General features: G+C 63.4%; 15 protein-coding genes. 11 read left to right on the forward strand and 4 right to left on the reverse strand.

Annotated features, from left to right (window positions below; genetic code table 11):
- Nucleotides 1-5 precede the first annotated feature (5 nt).
- From HAP40_RS12250 to HAP40_RS12260, 3 genes are all read right to left on the reverse strand, one after another.
- On the reverse strand, nt 6-977 hold the full coding sequence (locus HAP40_RS12250; protein WP_166817566.1) for an ABC transporter permease: 972 nt from the start codon (nt 975-977) through the stop codon (nt 6-8).
- 10 nt (nt 978-987) lie between these two features.
- Complete coding sequence (locus HAP40_RS12255; RefSeq protein ID WP_166817565.1) at nt 988-1,968, reverse strand: ABC transporter permease; 981 nt, start codon at nt 1,966-1,968, stop codon at nt 988-990.
- A gap of 104 nt (nt 1,969-2,072) precedes the next feature.
- Complete coding sequence (locus HAP40_RS12260; protein WP_166817564.1) at nt 2,073-3,668, reverse strand: ABC transporter substrate-binding protein; 1,596 nt, start codon at nt 3,666-3,668, stop codon at nt 2,073-2,075.
- Nucleotides 3,669-3,975: 307 nt separating this feature from the next.
- Here HAP40_RS12260 and HAP40_RS12265 point away from each other — a divergent pair, with 307 nt between their 5' ends.
- The 6 genes from HAP40_RS12265 (at nt 3,976) to HAP40_RS12290 (ending at nt 11,695) form a co-directional block, all read left to right on the forward strand.
- Nucleotides 3,976-4,233: a DUF6489 family protein gene (locus HAP40_RS12265; protein WP_166819529.1), complete on the forward strand. Its 258-nt coding sequence runs from the start codon at nt 3,976-3,978 to the stop codon at nt 4,231-4,233.
- Nucleotides 4,233-5,033, forward strand: coding sequence for an esterase/lipase family protein (locus tag HAP40_RS12270; RefSeq protein WP_166817563.1), 801 nt, complete (start codon nt 4,233-4,235; stop codon nt 5,031-5,033). Before HAP40_RS12265 ends, HAP40_RS12270 begins: the two co-directional genes overlap by 1 nt.
- Nucleotides 5,034-5,078: 45 nt before the next feature.
- On the forward strand, nt 5,079-6,629 hold the full coding sequence (locus tag HAP40_RS12275) for a wax ester/triacylglycerol synthase domain-containing protein (RefSeq protein ID WP_166817562.1): 1,551 nt from the start codon (nt 5,079-5,081) through the stop codon (nt 6,627-6,629).
- Nucleotides 6,630-6,650: 21 nt separating this feature from the next.
- A complete protein-coding gene (locus tag HAP40_RS12280) occupies nt 6,651-7,646 on the forward strand; it encodes an alpha/beta fold hydrolase (RefSeq protein ID WP_166817561.1) in 996 nt (331 codons plus the stop codon).
- A 107-nt stretch (nt 7,647-7,753) separates the two neighbouring features.
- On the forward strand, nt 7,754-10,990 hold the full coding sequence (locus tag HAP40_RS12285) for a bifunctional cytochrome P450/NADPH--P450 reductase (RefSeq protein WP_166817560.1): 3,237 nt from the start codon (nt 7,754-7,756) through the stop codon (nt 10,988-10,990).
- 30 nt (nt 10,991-11,020) lie between these two features.
- A complete protein-coding gene (locus tag HAP40_RS12290; RefSeq protein ID WP_166817559.1) occupies nt 11,021-11,695 on the forward strand; it encodes a spermidine synthase in 675 nt (224 codons plus the stop codon).
- Here HAP40_RS12290 and HAP40_RS12295 read toward each other — a convergent pair.
- Complete coding sequence (locus HAP40_RS12295; RefSeq protein ID WP_166817558.1) at nt 11,692-12,606, reverse strand: alpha/beta fold hydrolase; 915 nt, start codon at nt 12,604-12,606, stop codon at nt 11,692-11,694. The two genes, HAP40_RS12290 and HAP40_RS12295, sit on opposite strands and share 4 nt — an antisense overlap.
- 164 nt (nt 12,607-12,770) lie before the next feature.
- Between HAP40_RS12295 and HAP40_RS12300 the strand changes: the two genes are divergently transcribed.
- From HAP40_RS12300 to HAP40_RS12320, 5 genes are all read left to right on the forward strand, one after another.
- Nucleotides 12,771-13,154, forward strand: a complete 384-nt coding sequence (locus HAP40_RS12300) for a hypothetical protein (RefSeq protein ID WP_166817557.1) — start codon at nt 12,771-12,773, stop codon at nt 13,152-13,154.
- Nucleotides 13,151-14,233, forward strand: a complete 1,083-nt coding sequence (locus tag HAP40_RS12305) for a PHA/PHB synthase family protein (protein WP_166817556.1) — start codon at nt 13,151-13,153, stop codon at nt 14,231-14,233. Before HAP40_RS12300 ends, HAP40_RS12305 begins: the two co-directional genes overlap by 4 nt.
- Nucleotides 14,230-14,823 (forward strand): GNAT family N-acetyltransferase, encoded by a 594-nt coding sequence (locus HAP40_RS12310; protein ID WP_166817555.1) that lies wholly within the window; start codon nt 14,230-14,232, stop codon nt 14,821-14,823. The genes HAP40_RS12305 and HAP40_RS12310 overlap by 4 nt, the downstream gene beginning before the upstream one ends.
- 213 nt (nt 14,824-15,036) lie before the next feature.
- On the forward strand, nt 15,037-15,492 hold the full coding sequence (locus tag HAP40_RS12315) for a phasin (protein ID WP_166817554.1): 456 nt from the start codon (nt 15,037-15,039) through the stop codon (nt 15,490-15,492).
- 204 nt (nt 15,493-15,696) lie between these two features.
- The gene (locus tag HAP40_RS12320) at nt 15,697-16,983 is read left to right on the forward strand and encodes a DUF445 domain-containing protein (RefSeq protein WP_166817553.1); all 1,287 of its coding nucleotides are present in this window, start codon (nt 15,697-15,699) and stop codon (nt 16,981-16,983) included.
- Nucleotides 16,984-17,177: the final 194 nt, after the last annotated feature.

Below are 17,177 nucleotides of genomic sequence, written 5' to 3' on the forward strand. Positions count from 1 at the left end.
AATACTCATCGAAGCTTCGGGTTGAGCGCGTCGCGCAACCAGTCGCCGAGCAGGTTGATCGACAGGATCAGGGTGGCTAGTGCAAGACCGGGAAAGGCGACGATCCACCATTCGCCCGCGAACAGATAATTGTTGCCGATCCGGATCAGCGTGCCGAGCGAGGGCATGGTGTCGGGCAGGCCGACGCCGAGGAAGGACAGCGTGGCCTCGGTGATGATGGCCAGCGCGAGGTTGATCGTGGCGATGACGAGGATCGGGCCCATCGTGTTGGGCAGCACGTGCCGCAGCATGATCGTTGGCGCGGGCAGGCCGATCAATTGCGCGGCGGCGACATAGTCTTTGTTCTTCTCGACCATGACGGAGCTGCGCACGGTCCGGGCATAGCCCACCCAGAAACTCAGGCCGATCGAGATCACCAGCACGGCCAGCATGCTGGTGGCGTCCAGCCGGTTGCCGAGGATCGATTTCGCGATGCCGTTGACCAGCAACGCGATCAGGATGGCGGGGAAGGTGAGCTGCACGTCGGCGATCCGCATGATCACGCCGTCGACCGCGCCGCCGAAATAGCCTGCGATCAGGCCGAGCGCGATGCCGAGCGCTCCGGCGAAAATCACGCCGGCCACGCCGACGGCGAGCGAGATGCGCATGCCGTAGAGGATGGCGGAGAACACGTCGCGGCCCTGCTCGTCGGTGCCGAGCAGGAACGGGCTCTGGCCGTCCGCCGTCCACAGCGGCGAAATCCGCGAATTCATCAATTGCAGTTGTGCCGGATCGAAGGGGTTCTGCACCGCGAGCACGGATGCAAAGATCGCGAGCAGGAAAAACAAGACCGTGATGGCCGCCGCCACCATGGTGAGCTTGGAGCGCCGGAACGAATAGAAGAGGTCGCTGTCGAGCGCGCGGCTGAACCAGCCGTGGGCCGCGCGCGTCGGCTGCGCGCCCTGCTTGTCGGAGTTGGAAATGACGGCGTCGGACATGCAGGCTGCCTTATGCGGCGCGACCGACGGTCGAGCGCAGGCGCGGATCGACCACGGTGTAGAGGATGTCGACCACCAGATTGATGGTGACGAAAATCAGCGAAACCATCAGCAGGTAGGCGGCCATGATCGGGATATCGACGTTTTGCACGGCCTGCACGAACAGAAGTCCCATGCCCGGCCATTGGAACACGGTCTCCGTGATGATCGAAAAAGCAATAACCGAGCCAAACTGGAGTCCGGCCACCGTGATCACGGGAATCAGCGTGTTCTTCAGCGCATGACCGAAATGGATGGCGCGGGTGGTCAGCCCGCGGGCGCGGGCGAAGCGGATATAGTCGGTCCGCAGCACTTCCAGCATCTCCGCGCGCACCAGCCGCATGATCAGGGTCATCTGGAACAGGCCGAGCGTGATGGAGGGCATGATCAACGCCTTCAAGCCCGACAGCGTGAGCAGGCCCGTCGTCCACCAGCCGAGCTTGACCACCTCACCGCGGCCGAACGAGGGCAACCAGCCCAATGTTACCGCGAACAGATAGATCAGGAGGATGCCGATCAGGAAAGTCGGCAGCGAGATGCCGATGAGCGACACGGCCTGGAATAATTTGGCGAGCAAGGTGTCGCGCCTCAGCGCCGAATAGACGCCCATCAGGATGCCGAGCACCATTGCAAAGACGGTGGCGCAGATCGCAAGTTCCAGCGTGGCGGGCATACGCTCCATCAACAGCGCCGAGACCGGCTGGCGGAACTGATAGGAAACGCCGAACTTGAACTGCGCCGCATCGGCAAAATAGCGAACGAACTGAACCGGCACGGGATCGTCGAGGCCGAGCGACTTACGCACGGCTTCGCGCTCGGCCGCAGGCGTATCCAGCGAGACGATCTGGTTGACGGGGTCGCCGGCGAAACGGAACATCGAGAAGGCGATGATGCCGACGGCGAACATGACGCCGATGGCCTGAACGGCGCGGCGAAGAGTGAAAGCGAGCATTCCTTCCACTGTCCTTCAGTGTGTGTCTGGCCGACGCCTTTGTCAGCCGGAAAAGGAAAGGCCCCGGAAGCCTGACGCTGCCGGGACCTTCTGTTCAATTGACGCTATTCCTGCTTGGTCGCCCAATAGAGCAGAACCTGGTTGTCGGCGCGCTGCGGCAGCTTCACCTTCTTCGATACGCCCCAGGCCAGCGCCTGCTGGTGCAGCGGGATGTAGGACCAATCCTTGTTGCCGATTTCGTAGGCCTGCTTGATCAGCTGATTGCGCTTGGTCGTGTCGGCTTCGACCAGCACCTTGTCCGTGATGGCGTCGAACTCCTTGTTGCAATAGCCGCCGAGGTTGGCCTCGCCGCGCGAGGATTTCGGGTCATTGCGGCAACCCATGATGTCATAGAGCACGTTATGGGAATCCATCGTGCTCGGCGTCCAGCCCAGCATGTAGAATGAAGTCTGGTAGTTGCCTTGCTTCAGCACCTTGGCGAAATATTGCGCCTTCGGCTGCGCCAGGAGATTGATCTTGACGCCGATGCGGGCAAGCATGCCGACCACGGCCTGACAGATCGCGGCGTCGTTGACGTAGCGATCGTTCGGGCAGTCCATGGTGACTTCGAAACCATCGGGATAGCCGGCCTCCGTCAGGAGCTTCTTGGCGCCGTCTGGATCGAATTTCGGCCGCGTGAAGTCCTTGGAGAGCACAAACAATTCCGGGGCGATCATCAGCGCCGACGGCGTCGACAGCCCGCGCATCACGCGCGTCTTGATCAGCTCGACGTCGATCGCCTTGTAGAAGGCTTCCCGGACGCGGGCATCCTTGAACGGGTTCTTGCCCTTGATGTTGGAATAGAGCAGCTCGTCGCGGGTCTGGTCGAAGCCGATGAAGATCGTGCGCAGTTCCGGCCCCTTCAGCACCTGGGCATTCGGGCTCGAATCGATGCGGGCGATATCCTGGATCGGTACCGGCTCGATCACGTCGACTTCACCCGAGAGCAGCGCGGCGACACGGGTTGCGTCAGAGGCGATCGGGGTGAAGACGATCTCCTTCAAGTTACCTTCGACCTTGCCCCAATAGTTGGGGTTGGCCTTGAACACGGTCTTCACGCCAGGCTGATGGCTCTCGATCATGAACGGACCGGTGCCGTTCTCGTGGAGCGAGGCGTAGCTCGGCGAGGTCGCGGACACCGGCGTGGGCTCGACCGCCTTGTTCTCCTCGGCCCACTTCTTGTCCATGATGTACCAGACGTCCCATGCCGAATGCAGGATGGGATTGGGCGAAGGCAGGATGAAATCGACCGTGTAGTCGTCGACCTTGACGACCTTGACGTCGGCCGCGAGGCGGGTCTGCATGTTCGAGTTCTTGTTGCGGACTCGGTCCGCGGAGAACACGACGTCGTCGGCGGTGAAGGGGTCGCCGTTGTGGAATTTGACACCCTTGCGCAAATGGAAGCGCCAGCGGGTCGGCTCCGGCGTCTCCCAGCTCTCCGCCAGCGCCGGGATGATCTTGAGATCCTTGTCGCGCGCGGTCAGACCCTGATAGACGTGGCCGAGATGGGCGTGCGTCGTGGACTCGTTCAGCGAGTAGGGATCGAGCGACTTCAGGTCACCCTGGTTGGCATAGCGCAGCGTCTGGCTCGACGCCGGCGAGACCGACAACGCAAGCGCACCGGCGAGCGTCGCCGCGAACAGACTTCGACCTACTGACATTCTTGACCCTCTCCACACCGCCGTGCCGGTGATTTTTGATTTGTTCGGCCGGCCGTTCAATCCATGTTGCCCAGAGTTCTCGGCCCGTGCAAGCGCCATTCCAGCAAGGAGCGCGCCAAAGTTGCGCCGCTTTGCAGCAATGCTGATCGTGCGGCCGGGCATGGAGGACTTGCGGCTTTCGACTTTGGTTGACCATACTTGGCCGATCGCGGGGCGGGACATGTCGCGCCGGCATCAGGTCGCTTGCGTCGCACCACAACTCGCGGCGATACTGCGACAGGCCGCTCGAATCTCATCCGGAGGGGACATGAAGGTTAACATCGAAATCGACTGCACCCCTCTCGAGGCCCGGCAATTCTTTGGGTTGCCCGATGTGGCGCCGATGCAAACGGCGGTGATGGACAAGCTGCAGCAGCAAGTCCTGAGCAACATCGAGAAGGTCTCGCCGGAATCGCTGGTCCAGAGCTGGTTCACCTTCGATCCGAAGCTGGCCGAGCGGTTTCAGGACATGTTCGTCACGATGGCGGGCCTCGGCGGCACGCGTAGCGGCGACAAGAAGAAATAGTGTCGCCGAGACGGGACGGGACGCTGGAAGAAGGCCGGCTTCGTCCGCCGGCCCTCGGCCTGCTGCTTGCCGAGGCGCGCGGCCTGTTCGAGTTCAATGCGAGCCTTTTGCTGTCGCCGCTCTTGATGCGCGCGCCGCGGGGCGATGGCCATCCGGTGCTGGCGTTGCCGGGGTTCCTCGCCAGCGACCTGTCGATGGCGCCGATGCGGCGCTATCTCAGCGAGCTCGGTTATGAGGCACATGCCTGGCGGATGGGCCGTAATCTCGGCGGGCTGGCGCGAATGCGGGATTCGCTGCGCACGCGTCTGACCGAGATCCACACCGCCACGGGACGCAAGGTGAGCGTGGTCGGATGGAGCCTCGGCGGCGTCTATGCCCGGGATCTGGCGCTTTCCGCGCCCGACATGGTGCGTTACGTCCTGACGCTCGGCAGCCCCTTCGCCAACGACGTGCGAGCGACCCACGCCACGCGGCTCTACGAGGCGCTGTCCGGCGAGCGGGTCGAGGACCTGGCAGAGCTGCGCGAGGCGATCGCCGGGGACCTGCCGGTGCCGACGACGTCGATCTATTCGCGCGCTGACGGTGTCGTGAACTGGCGGACCTGTCTGCTCCGTCCCTCCGACCGTGCCGAGAACATCGAGGTGCACCTGGCGAGTCATCTCGGGCTCGGGGTGAACCCCGCGGCGCTGTGGGCCGTGGCGGACCGCTTGGCCCAACCGGAGGGGGAATTCTCGCCATTTGACCGGGCGGGGCCGTTTGCCATTGCATATGCCCCGCCGGAACAGGCAGTATCGGCCTGACGAGAAGCGCCGCCAAGGCGCCCGTCGAAATGAGCGGAGGGAACTATGGCTGACGGTAAGAAGCTGTCGTCGTTGGACGCATCGTTTCTCTATCTGGAAACGCCGGAAATGCCGATGCATGTCGGGAGCATGGCGATCTTTCGCCTGCCCGACGACTACAAAGGCGACTTCTTCGAAGACTTCAAGGCGATGATCGTCTCGCGCCTGCACATCGCGCCGATCCTGAAGGCGCGGTTGGAGAAGGCGCCGCTCGACATCGATCATCCCTCCTGGGTCGAGGACGACCAGTTCGACATCGACCGTCACATCTTCCGCGCCAGCCTGCCGCAGCCGCGCGACCGCGCCACGCTGGAGCGCATCGTCGGCTGGATGCATGCCAAGCTGTTGAACCGCGCGCGCCCGCTCTGGGAATTCTACGTGTTCGAGGGCATGAAGGACAACGAGGTTGGCCTTTACTCCAAGATGCATCATGCCGCCATCGACGGGGGCGCCGGCGCGGCGCTGACCAACATGATCTACGACATCTCCCCGATCCCGCGGAAGGTCGATCCACCGACGGCAGGGACCAAGCCCGGACAGGAGCCGCGCGACATCGCTGCAAACCTGCTCGATTCCTATCAGCAGCTGTTCAGCCAGCCGCTCGATGCTTCGGCCGCCGCGAAGAACCTGCAACTGCCGCGCACCGGCAAGAGCGACATCGGCTCGATCCTGTTCGACAATGCGATGTACCAGATCGAGAGCGCGGTGCGCTTCGCCGGCAACATCCCGACCGTGCTCAAGAGCGTCTCCGACGTGCTCGGCAAGGTCTCCGACCCCAAGTCGCGCGAGAGCCTTGCCAGCATGGTGTCGCCGCCGACCATGCTCAACAAGACGATCTCCTCGGAGCGCAGCTTCGCCGGCGTGTCGATCTCCCTCTCGCGGGCGAAGGCGTTGGCCAAGCAGGCCGGCGGCAAGCTCAACGATGTCGTGCTGGCGCTGGCCTCGGGTGTGGTCCGCCGCTATCTCCGGCAATACGGCACGCTGCCGGCGAAATCCCTGACTGCCGCCGTGCCGATCTCGCTGCGCGAGGAGGGCAACACCGAGGCCAACAACCAGGTGTTCGGCATGATCTGCGCGATCGCGACCAATGTCGACGATCCCAAGGCGCGGCTGGAAGCCATCATCGCGCAGTCGACCAAGTCCAAGGAGATGTCGCATCCGCTGCGTGCACTCATGCCGCAGGTCTCCAACATCTCGATGCTGGGTGCACCGATCATGGTGCAGATCCTGGCGCTGCTCTACAGCCGCTCGAATTTGTCGGACGTGCTGCCGCCGGCCGCCAACATCACGGTGTCCAACGTGCCGGGACCACGGCAGACGCTCTATGCAGCGGGTGCCGAGCTTCTGCATATCTTCCCGGTGTCGATCTCGACGCACGGGCAGGCGCTCAACATCACCGTGCAGAGTTATCGCGACCAGCTCGATTTCGGCTTCATCGTCGGCGCCAACATCATCCCGCACGTGCAGGTGATGTGCGACATGCTGCCGGAAGAGTTCGCCGCGCTGGAGGCGGCTTATGCGCCGCCGGCAGCCGACATCAAGGGCGCTGCGGAATAGGAACTTGCCAGGACATCTGCAATGATTGAAATGCCGCCGCTGAAGTTCGTGCAAACGAACGGAATCCGCATGGGCTATTACGAAGCTGGCCCGACCACCGACATACCGCCAATGGTGCTATGTCACGGCTGGCCCGAGCTCGCTTTCTCCTGGCGTCACCAGATCAAGGCGCTGAGCGAGGCCGGCATCCGCGTGATCGCGCCCGACCAGCGCGGCTATGGCGCGACCGACCGGCCCGAACCGGTCGAGGCCTACGACATCGAGCACCTGACCGGCGACCTCGTCGGGCTGCTCGATCATTTGAACATCGACAAGGCGATCTTCGTCGGTCACGACTGGGGTGGCTTCATTGTCTGGCAGATGCCGCTGCGGCACATCGAGCGGGTTGCGGGGGTAGTTGGCATCAATACGCCTCATACCAACCGTGCCTGGGCCGATCCGATCGAGCTCCTGCGCGCGCGCTTCGGCGACAAGATGTACATCGTGCAGTTCCAGGACCCGGCGCGTGAGCCCGACAGGATCTTTGGCAGTCGCGTCGAGCAAACCTTCGATGCGTTCATGCGCAAGCCGGTACCGCGCCCGCCCGACGCGCCGGCAGAGGAAGTGATTGCCGGCGTCGGCGCTTCGCCGCGGGTCAATCTGGCGTTTCCGCAAATGATTGCTGCCTATGATGCGAAGCACGATCCGCGTACGCCCATCCTGTCGCCGGAAGAGAAGAAGGTGTTCGTCGACAATTTCACCCGGACCGGCTTTACCGGCGGCATCAACTGGTACCGCAACATGTCGCGCAACTGGACGCGTGCCGAAGGGCTCGATCATACGGTCCGTGTACCGTCGCTGATGATCATGGCCGAGAACGACGCGGTGCTGCCGCCGTCCTCCGCCGACGGCATGGACAAGCTGATTCCCGATCTCGAGAAGTATCTGGTGAAGGACAGCGGCCATTGGACGCAGCAGGAGAAGCCGGAAGAGGTCAGCGCCAAGCTGATCGAATGGCGTAGAAGGCGGTTTGGCTGACGACGCAGTCGTCATCCCGGGGCGATGCATAGCCCGGGATCTCGAGATTCCGGGTCTGGTCTTTCGGACCATCCCGGAATGACGCAAGGCAGGGGGAAGCGCTCTTAATGTCAACCAAGAACCGACTGGACCCGATTCCGCATCCGCCGACCAAGCCGGTGGTCGGCAACATGCTGTCGCTGGATTCGGCTGCTCCCGTGCAGCACCTGACGCGGCTCGCCAAGGAGCTCGGTCCGATCTTCTGGCTCGACATGATGGGCTCGCCGATCGTCGTCGTCTCCGGCCACGATCTCGTCGACGAGCTCTCCGACGAGAAGCGGTTCGACAAGACCGTGCGCGGCGCGCTGCGGCGCGTGCGTGCGGTCGGCGGCGACGGCCTGTTCACGGCCGACACGAGGGAGCCGAACTGGAGCAAGGCGCACAACATCCTGCTCCAGCCCTTTGGCAACCGCGCCATGCAGTCCTATCACCCGAGCATGGTCGATATCGCCGAGCAGCTCGTCCACAAATGGGAGCGGCTCAACGCCGACGACGAGATCGACGTCGTCCACGACATGACGGCGCTGACGCTCGACACGATCGGCCTGTGCGGCTTCGAGTACCGCTTCAACTCGTTCTACCGGCGGGACTACCATCCCTTCGTCGAGTCGCTGGTGCGCTCGCTCGAAACCATCATGATGACGCGCGGCCTGCCGTTCGAGCAGATCTGGATGCAGAAGCGGCGCAAGACGCTCGCCGAAGATGTCGCCTTCATGAACAGGATGGTCGACGAGATCATCGCCGAGCGCCGCAAGAGCGCGGAAGGGATCGATGACAAGAAGGACATGCTCGCTGCGATGATGACCGGCGTCGACCGTGCGACCGGCGAGCAGCTCGACGACGTCAATATCCGCTACCAGATCAACACCTTCCTGATCGCGGGTCACGAGACCACCAGCGGCCTGCTGTCCTACACGCTCTATGCGCTGCTCAAGCATCCTGACATTCTCAAGAAGGCCTATGACGAGGTCGACCGCGTCTTCGGTCCCGATGTCAACGCCAAGCCGACCTACCAGCAGGTGACGCAGCTCACCTACATCACGCAGATCCTGAAAGAAGCGCTGCGGCTGTGGCCGCCGGCGCCCGCCTACGGCATCTCGCCGCTGAATGACGAGACCATCGGCGGCGGCAAGTACAAGCTCAGGAAGGGCACGTTCACCACCATCCTCGTGACCGCGCTGCATCGCGATCCCTCGGTCTGGGGGCCGAAGCCGGATGCCTTCGATCCCGAGAATTTCAGCAAGGAGGCGGAGGCCAAGCGGCCGATCAATGCCTGGAAGCCGTTCGGCAACGGCCAGCGCGCCTGCATCGGGCGCGGCTTCGCCATGCACGAGGCTGCGCTCGCGCTCGGCATGATCCTTCAGCGCTTCAAGCTGATCGATCACCAGCGCTACCAGATGCACCTGAAGGAAACGCTGACGATGAAGCCGGAAGGCTTCAAGATCAAGGTGCGCCCGCGCGCCGATCGCGAGCGCGGTGCCTATGGCGGACCGATTGCGGCTGCGGTGTCGGCGCCGAGGGCGCCGCGCCAGCCGACCGCGCGGCCGGGCCACAACACGCCGATGCTGGTGTTGTACGGCTCCAATCTCGGTACCGCCGAGGAGCTCGCGACCCGCATGGCCGATCTGGCCGAGATCAACGGCTTTGCCGTTCATCTCGGGCCGCTCGACGATTATGTCGGCAAGCTGCCGCAGGAGGGCGGCGTGCTCATCATCTGCGCCTCCTATAACGGCGCACCGCCCGACAATGCGACGCAGTTCGTCAAATGGCTCGACGACGACCGGTCGAAGGATGCCTTCGCTGGCGTGCGCTACGCCGTGTTCGGCTGCGGCAACAGCGACTGGGCCGCGACCTATCAATCGGTGCCGCGATTCATCGACGAGAAATTGTCGAAGCACGGAGCGCGGGCGGTCTATCCACGCGGCGAAGGCGACGCGCGCAGCGATCTCGACGGCCAGTTCCAGAAATGGTTCCCGGCGGCGGCCCAGGTTGCCACCAAGGAATTCGGCATCGACTGGAATTTCACCCGGACCGCGGAAGACGATCCGCTTTACGCGATCGAGCCGGTGGCGGTGACCGCCGTCAACACCATCGTGGCCCAGGGCGGCGCGGTGGCGATGAAGGTGCTGGTTAACGACGAGCTTCAGAACAAGAGTGGGACCAATCCCTCGGAGCGTTCGACACGCCACATCGAGGTGCACCTGCCGTCCAACGTGTCTTATCGCGTCGGCGATCATTTGAGCGTCGTTCCGCGCAACGATCCGACGCTGGTGGATTCCGTTGCTCGCCGCTTCGGCTTCCTGCCCGCTGACCAGATCAGGCTTCAGGTCGCTGAGGGCCGCCGTGCACAATTGCCGGTCGGCGAGGCCGTATCGGTCGGCCGTCTGCTCAGCGAGTTCGTCGAACTGCAGCAGGTCGCGACACGCAAGCAGATCCAGGTCATGGCCGAGCATACCCGCTGCCCGGTCACCAAGCCGAAGCTGCTGGCTTTCGTGGGCGAGGAGGCTGAGCCGCTCGAGCGATATCGGAGCGAGATCCTGGCCAAACGCAAATCGGTGTTCGATCTCCTGCTCGAATATCCGGCCTGCGAACTGCCGTTCCACGCTTATCTCGAAATGCTCTCGCTGCTGGCGCCGCGTTATTACTCGATCTCGTCTTCCCCGTCGGTTGATTCGGCGCGCTGCAGCGTCACGGTCGGCGTGGTCGAAGGGCCTGCGGCTTCGGGTCGTGGCGTCTACAAGGGCATCTGCTCGAACTACCTCGCCAATCGCCGCGCGAGCGATGCGATCTATGCGACCGTGCGCGAGACCAAGGCCGGCTTCCGGCTTCCCGATGATCCGTCCGTACCCATCATCATGATCGGCCCGGGGACGGGACTTGCTCCGTTCCGCGGCTTCCTTCAGGAGCGCGCCGCGCGCAAGGCCAAAGGTGCGGCTCTCGGTCCCGCCATGCTGTTCTTCGGCTGCCGCCATCCCGACCAGGATTTTCTCTACGCGGACGAGCTCAAGGCGCTGGCGGCAAGCGGTATCGCCGAGCTGTTCACGGCCTTCTCGCGCGCGGACGGGCCGAAGACCTATGTGCAGCACGTGCTCGCCGCGCAGAAGGATAAGGTCTGGCCGCTGATCGAGCAGGGCGCGATCATCTATGTCTGCGGCGACGGCAGCAAGATGGAGCCCGACGTCAAGGCGGCGCTCGTCGCGATCCACCGCGAGAAGAGCGGCAGCGATGCCGCTGTCGGTGCACGCTGGATCGAGGAGATGGGCGCGAACAACCGATATGTGCTGGACGTCTGGGCGGGCGGGTGACCGCCGGCCCAATCGTGCTAAACGTCAGGCATGATTCCCTGGGAAAAACTCGACACCGCTAAGATCCCCGGCTCCGACGAAGAGCTCCGCCTGATGCGGCGGGGCAAGGAGTTCTCGATCAAGCTCGGCACCAACGAGCTGATGAACAGCCGCCTGTCGGGCTCCGAGGCCGCGCTTGCGACGCTCGCGGCAAAGCAGATCGAGACGGTCGCAAAGCCGGTCGTCCTCATCGGCGGTCTCGGTATGGGCTTTACATTGCGCGCGGCGCTTGCCGTGCTTGGGCCTAAGGCGAAGATCGTTGTCTCCGAGCTGGTGCCGGCCGTGGTCACCTGGGCACGCGGCCCGATGGCTGAGGTTTTCGGCGACAGCCTCGATGATGTCAGGGTGGACATCCGGGAGATTGACGTGGGCGAAGTCATCCGGGCGCAACGCTCGGCCTTCGACGCCGTTCTCCTTGACGTCGACAACGGGCCGGAGGGGCTGACCCGCAAGGGCAACGACGCGCTCTACAGCGCAAGCGGACTGCAGGCGGCGAAGACGACGTTGCGGCCGGGCGGTGTGCTTGCCGTCTGGTCGTCCGGATCAAATCCCGCCTTCACCAAACGTCTTGGTCGCGCAGGTTTCGACGTCAACGAGGTCAACGTCCGCGCCACCGGCAGAGGCGGCGGCGCACGCCACGTGATCTGGATCGCAAGGAAGAGCTAGGCCGCCCGCGCCGCCGCCCCGTGCGCGTGCGTATCGATGGCGCCGATGATCTCCGGCCAGAACCGCATCGGCAGCGCGTGGCCCATGCCCTCGATCATCAGGAGCTTTGCCCCCGGAATTGACTCCGCCGTGTCCTTGCCGCCTTCGGGACGGACCAGGGGATCGACCGTGCCGTGAATGACCAGTGTCGGAATCTTCACGCTATGCAGCCGTTCCTTGCGGCTGCCGGACGCAAGCACGGCGCGGAGTTGCCGCCCGACACCCGCCGGATTGAGGCCGCGCGCGAACACCCGCTCTGCCCGGCCGACGTCCAGCGCTTCCTCCTCGGGAAAATGCCCGACGCGCAGCACCTTCCAGGTCTGGCCAAAGCGGATCATGAATTCCTCTTTGCTGCGCGGCGGCGGCGCCATCAGCATCGCGGCCGCTTCGCGTGTCGGCGGCGGCACCCGCGGATTGCCCGTGGTCGACATGATCGAGGTCAGCGAGCGCACGCGCTCGGGAAACGACAGCGTCACCTCCTGTGCGATCATGCCGCCCATGGAGGCGCCGACCAGATGCGCCGACTTGATGCCGAGCGCATCCATCAGCCCGGCCGTATCCTTGGCCATGTCGATCAGCTTGTAAGTCGCCGCGACGGGAATCCTGAGGAAGCGAAGCTTCAATAGCTCGAGCGGGCTCAGCCGCTTGCCTCCTGTGAGATGGCTCGACTTCCCGATGTCGCGATTGTCGAAGCGGATCACGCGAAAGCCGCGTGCGGCGAGCTGCTCGCAGAACGCATCGTCCCAATGGATCATCTGCGCCCCGAGCCCCATGATCAGCAGCAGCGGCTCGGCATTGTCGTTGCCGAAGATCTCGTAGCAGATGTCGATGCCGTTGGCGCGGACGGTCTGAGGCGGCTGATGGACGGTCACGGTCGCGATCCCTCGCTGCTGATCAATGCTGTATTGCACGGTTTCCCGCGGCAAAGAAGCCTGTGTGTGCCACCGGGCCGCTTGCCGGTTGACCGGCCCCTCGCAACGGTGTGGTATGGCCAAAAAAGAAGGGCATCGAAGCTCTCGATATCAGGAGGACGCCGATGACCGACAAGACCAATGACCCCGTCGCCATGTGGCAGAAGATGATGGGCGAGATGGAGAAGGGGTTCAACTCCTTCGCCAACCAGGCCATGTCGTCGCCCGAGTTTTCCCAGGCAATGAACCGCGCGGGCGGAGTTGCTGCAGGTGCTCAGAAGCAGCTGGGCGAGGTCATGGAGAAATACCTCGTCGCAATGAACCTGCCGAGCCGGGAGCAGGTGACGGGTCTTGCGGAGCGTCTGCAGTCGATCGAAGCCCAGGTCGCCGAGATGAGGTCGATGCTCGGGAAGCTGGCGGCAAGTTCGGGCATCTCGCAGGACTCCGATGGGACGCCGCGTCCGCCACGGACGAAGCGTCCACCCTCCGAAGACGGAGAGCGGCCATGAACGCGCAAACGGGACTTGATTTCGCATCTATCCCGGAGCGCATCCAGTCCGAGGTGCAGCGTGCCATCCAGCGCAGCATCAAGGGCGTCGAATATTTCTCGACCTCCGGCCCGACGCTCGGCTCGACGCCAAAGGACGTGCTGCATTCGCGCGGCACGATGAGCCTCTATCACTACCGACCGATGTCGGACGAGATCTATCGCGTGCCGGTGCTGATCGTGATGGCGACGACCAATCGCGGCTACATCCTCGATCTCGTGCCCGGCCAGAGCTTCATCGAGTTCCTGCTCAGGCGTGGCTACGACGTCTACATGCTCGACTGGAGCGCGCCGCGGCCGGAGGAGAAGAGCCTGCGGATGGAGGACTACGTCCTCGACTTCATCCCGGATTGCATCCGCCGCGTGCAAGCCGATTCCGGCGAGCAGGACGTCTCCGTCATCGGCTATTGCTTCGGCGGCGTGTTGTCGCTGCTCTACGGCTCGATCCACAAGGACGGGCCGATGAAGAATCTGATCTGCTTCACCACGCCGATCGATTTCCGCGAGATGAAGCTGTTCTCCAATTTCTCCGATCGCCGCTATTTCGACGTCGACCGCCTCGTCGACAGCGTCGGCAACGTGCCGCCGGAGATGATCCTGTCCTCGTTCGAGATGTTGCGCCCGGCTTCGCGCACGGTGAGCCAGATCCAGCTCTGGGAAAACATCTGGAACGATGAGTTCGTCAAGTCCTATCGCATGTTCGATCGTTGGGCGACCGACACGCTGCCGCTCGCGGGCGAATATTTTCGCACCATCACCAAGGACCTGATGTGGGACAACAAGCTGTTCAACGACACCATGTCGGTCGGCGGCCGCGCCGCAAAACTCGAAAATATAAGGGTGCCGATGCTGCACGCGGTCGCCGAGCACGATCACATCGTGCCTTATGACGCCGCAAAGCACCTGATCACCAAGATCGGGTCCGAGGACAAGGAAGAGGTGATGCTGAAAGGCGGTCACGTCTCGCTGGTCGCCGGCGCCAACGCCGTGAAGCGGCTGTGGCCGAAACTGGATTCCTGGTTGGGAAAGAGATCGACATGAGTGAGCAGCGTTCCTATCCGCGTCACGTCAAGACCGACGCCGGCGATATCGAGATCCGCTTGATGTCGCCCGGCGACGAAGCCGCCGTGCTCGCCTTCGGCCAACGTCTTCCGTCCCATGATCTGTTGTTCCTGCCGCGCAATATCAGCCAGCCCAAGGTACTCTCCGCCTGGGTCAAGGAGATCGAGCGCGGCGCGATCACGAGCCTGCTCGCCGTGAAGGGCGGCGACGTCGTCGGCTGCGGCACGCTGGTGCGCGATCCGCATTCATGGTCACCTCATGTCGGTGAGATCCGCATGGTGGTCTCGTCCGATGTGCGCGGGCAGGGGGTCGGCAAGGCGCTCTCGCAGGAGACCTTCGCGCTTGCGCTCGGTGCGGGGCTGGAAAAGCTCTCGGTGCAGATGACGGTCGACCAGCAGGCGGCGATCGCCTTGTTCGAAGGCCTCGGCTTCAAGGCCGAGGCCTTGCTGCGCGACCATGTCAGGGACATCGACGGCAAGACCCACGACATCGTCGTGCTCGGGCACAACATCGCTCAGGTCCAGGCCCAGATGGAGGCCTATGGATTGCCAGGCGCGGTCCAGCATTAGGGCAAAGATCGGGCCGATGCGGGCCTAATCTGGTCCAATCAGCCTTAAGAGGCATCATACCGCCTCGTGTTAAGGCTGTTCACGATCTCGTGATGTCGCGGTGCAATACGAATATTGCATCGCACAATTTGCTATGTCATATAAGCCGTGCCCCGGGCCATCGAGGACGGGGTGAGCCCATAGCTCAACCCAATGAGGATGGAGAGAACCCCAATGACCACCGAAACCAACACCGCTTTCGACGGCTTCAAGGACGCTTTCAAGAACATCCAGAACCTGGAAGTTCCCGAGGCCGCCCGCGAGTTCGTCAAGAAGACGGCCAACAACGCCAAGGACCGTGCTGCCGAGGCTTTCGCCGGCTCCGAGCGGGTGACCGCCGCCGTCGAGAACGCGGTGACCGAGTCCGTCACTGAAGCCGGCAAGATCAGCCGCAACATCCAGCAGGCGATCTATGAAGACGCCGAGGCGTTCTTCTCGGGCATCGACAAGCTCGCGTCCGCCAAGTCGATCAGCGAGGCCGTCGAGATCCAGTCGAGCCTGCTCCGCGCCCGCGGTGAAGTGTTCGTCTCGCGCGCCAAGGCGACCGCCGACTATTTCGGCAAGCTCGCCGCCAATGGCGCGAAGTCCGCTCAGGACAATTTCGCCAAGGTCTACAACAAGACCGCCTGATCCGGCGCCCTGACGAGAAACTGAATTTGAGGCCCGCTTCGGCGGGCCTTTGTTTTTTGTTTTGCGCCGCCGTCATTGCGAGGAGCCCGCGACAAAATTGCGAAGCAATTTTGCGCTGGTGCGACGAGGCGATCCCGAGGCTTTCCATGGAGACACACTGGATTGCTTCGCTTCGCCAGCAATGACGAGTACTGTGATGCCGCCATGAACGCACCTGCCACCTTCTCCTTCGACTCGCCCGGCGATGCAGAACGCGCGGCCGAGCTGCGCCGCGTTAAAGCGCTGGCGACACTGGTGTTGGCCGCGACACTGGCGCTGTTCGTGGTCGCAAAGTGGTTGCTGCCCGTGCATCCCGTGTTCGGCTTCATCGCGGCCTTCGCGGAAGCCGCGACCATCGGCGGGCTCGCCGACTGGTACGCCGTGGTTGCACTGTTCAAGCGGCCGCTGGGCCTGCCGATCCCGCATACCGCCATCATCCAGAGCAATCAGGCCCGCATCGCCGACAAGCTCGGCGAGTTCATCCAGGTGCATTTCCTCGAGGCAGGCCCGGTCGAGGCCAAGCTGAAGGAAATCGATTTCGGCTCTTTCGTCGCGGATTGGCTGCGCGACCGCAAGCGCAGTGACGATCTGGCGCGTTTTGCGCTGCGGCTGTTGCCGGAGGCCGTTTCCGCGACGGAGACCTCCGGCCTGATGACCTTCATCATCCGCCGCATGTCCTCGCAGCTCCAGGCGATCGACCTTGCACCGCTCGCCGCCGGCACGCTGCGCGGCTTCGTGGCGGAGGGGCGGCACCAGATTCTGTTCGACGATCTCCTGCGCGTGATGCACGAAACGCTGAACCAGAAGGAGACGATGGCGATGATCCGCGACAAGGTGCGCGCGGAATTGCCGACCCTGCTCAGGCTCTACCGCGCCGACAAATTCCTGGTGAACAAGATCGTCGCGTCCGCCACCGCGTTCTTCGAGGAAGTGCGCAGTGATCCCAAACATCCATTCCGCGGCGAGTTCGACCGCATGGTGCTGAGCTTCGTCGACAGGCTCGGCACCGACCAGGCCTATATCGACCGCATCGACGGATTGAAGCGCGATCTGCTTGCGCGGCCCGAGCTCGCCGACCTTGCCCGCACCGTCTGGGCCAACACGCGCTCCTTCATCGAGCGCAGCGCCAGCGGTGAGACGCAGGTGCTCCAGCATCATCTCGCCGGCATGTTCGTTGCGGCCGGTGAGGCGCTCGCCGGTGATGCCGAATTGCGTGGCGAGATCAACAAGGGCGTGGTGACCGTGCTGCGCAGCTTCGTTGCCGATCAGAAGGGCGGCGTCTCGACCTTCATCTCCGACCAGGTCAAGGCGTGGAATATGTCGCAGCTGATTTCGCTGATCGAAATCAACATCGGACGCGACCTGCAATACATCCGCTTCAACGGGTCCCTGATCGGTGGTCTCGCAGGGCTTGCGCTCTACTCCGTAGAATTCCTGCTCCGATTGCTGTGACTTTTGCGTCACGGCCGTTAGCATTAGCGCGCAGGCCTATTGTCGCCTCGCGTCTCTCCCGCTTGAATGTCGGGAACCGGCCGCCTAGCTGATTCATGTTGCGTTGCGGAACGATCAAGAAGCCGGTGCATTGGCATTCATGCCCATTTGTCGGCCTCGCAGCCGGCGGCCTTTCCAGGAATTCTTCCCAGGGG

The organism is Bradyrhizobium sp. 1(2017) (assembly GCF_011602485.2).
Lineage (GTDB): Bacteria > Pseudomonadota > Alphaproteobacteria > Rhizobiales > Xanthobacteraceae > Bradyrhizobium.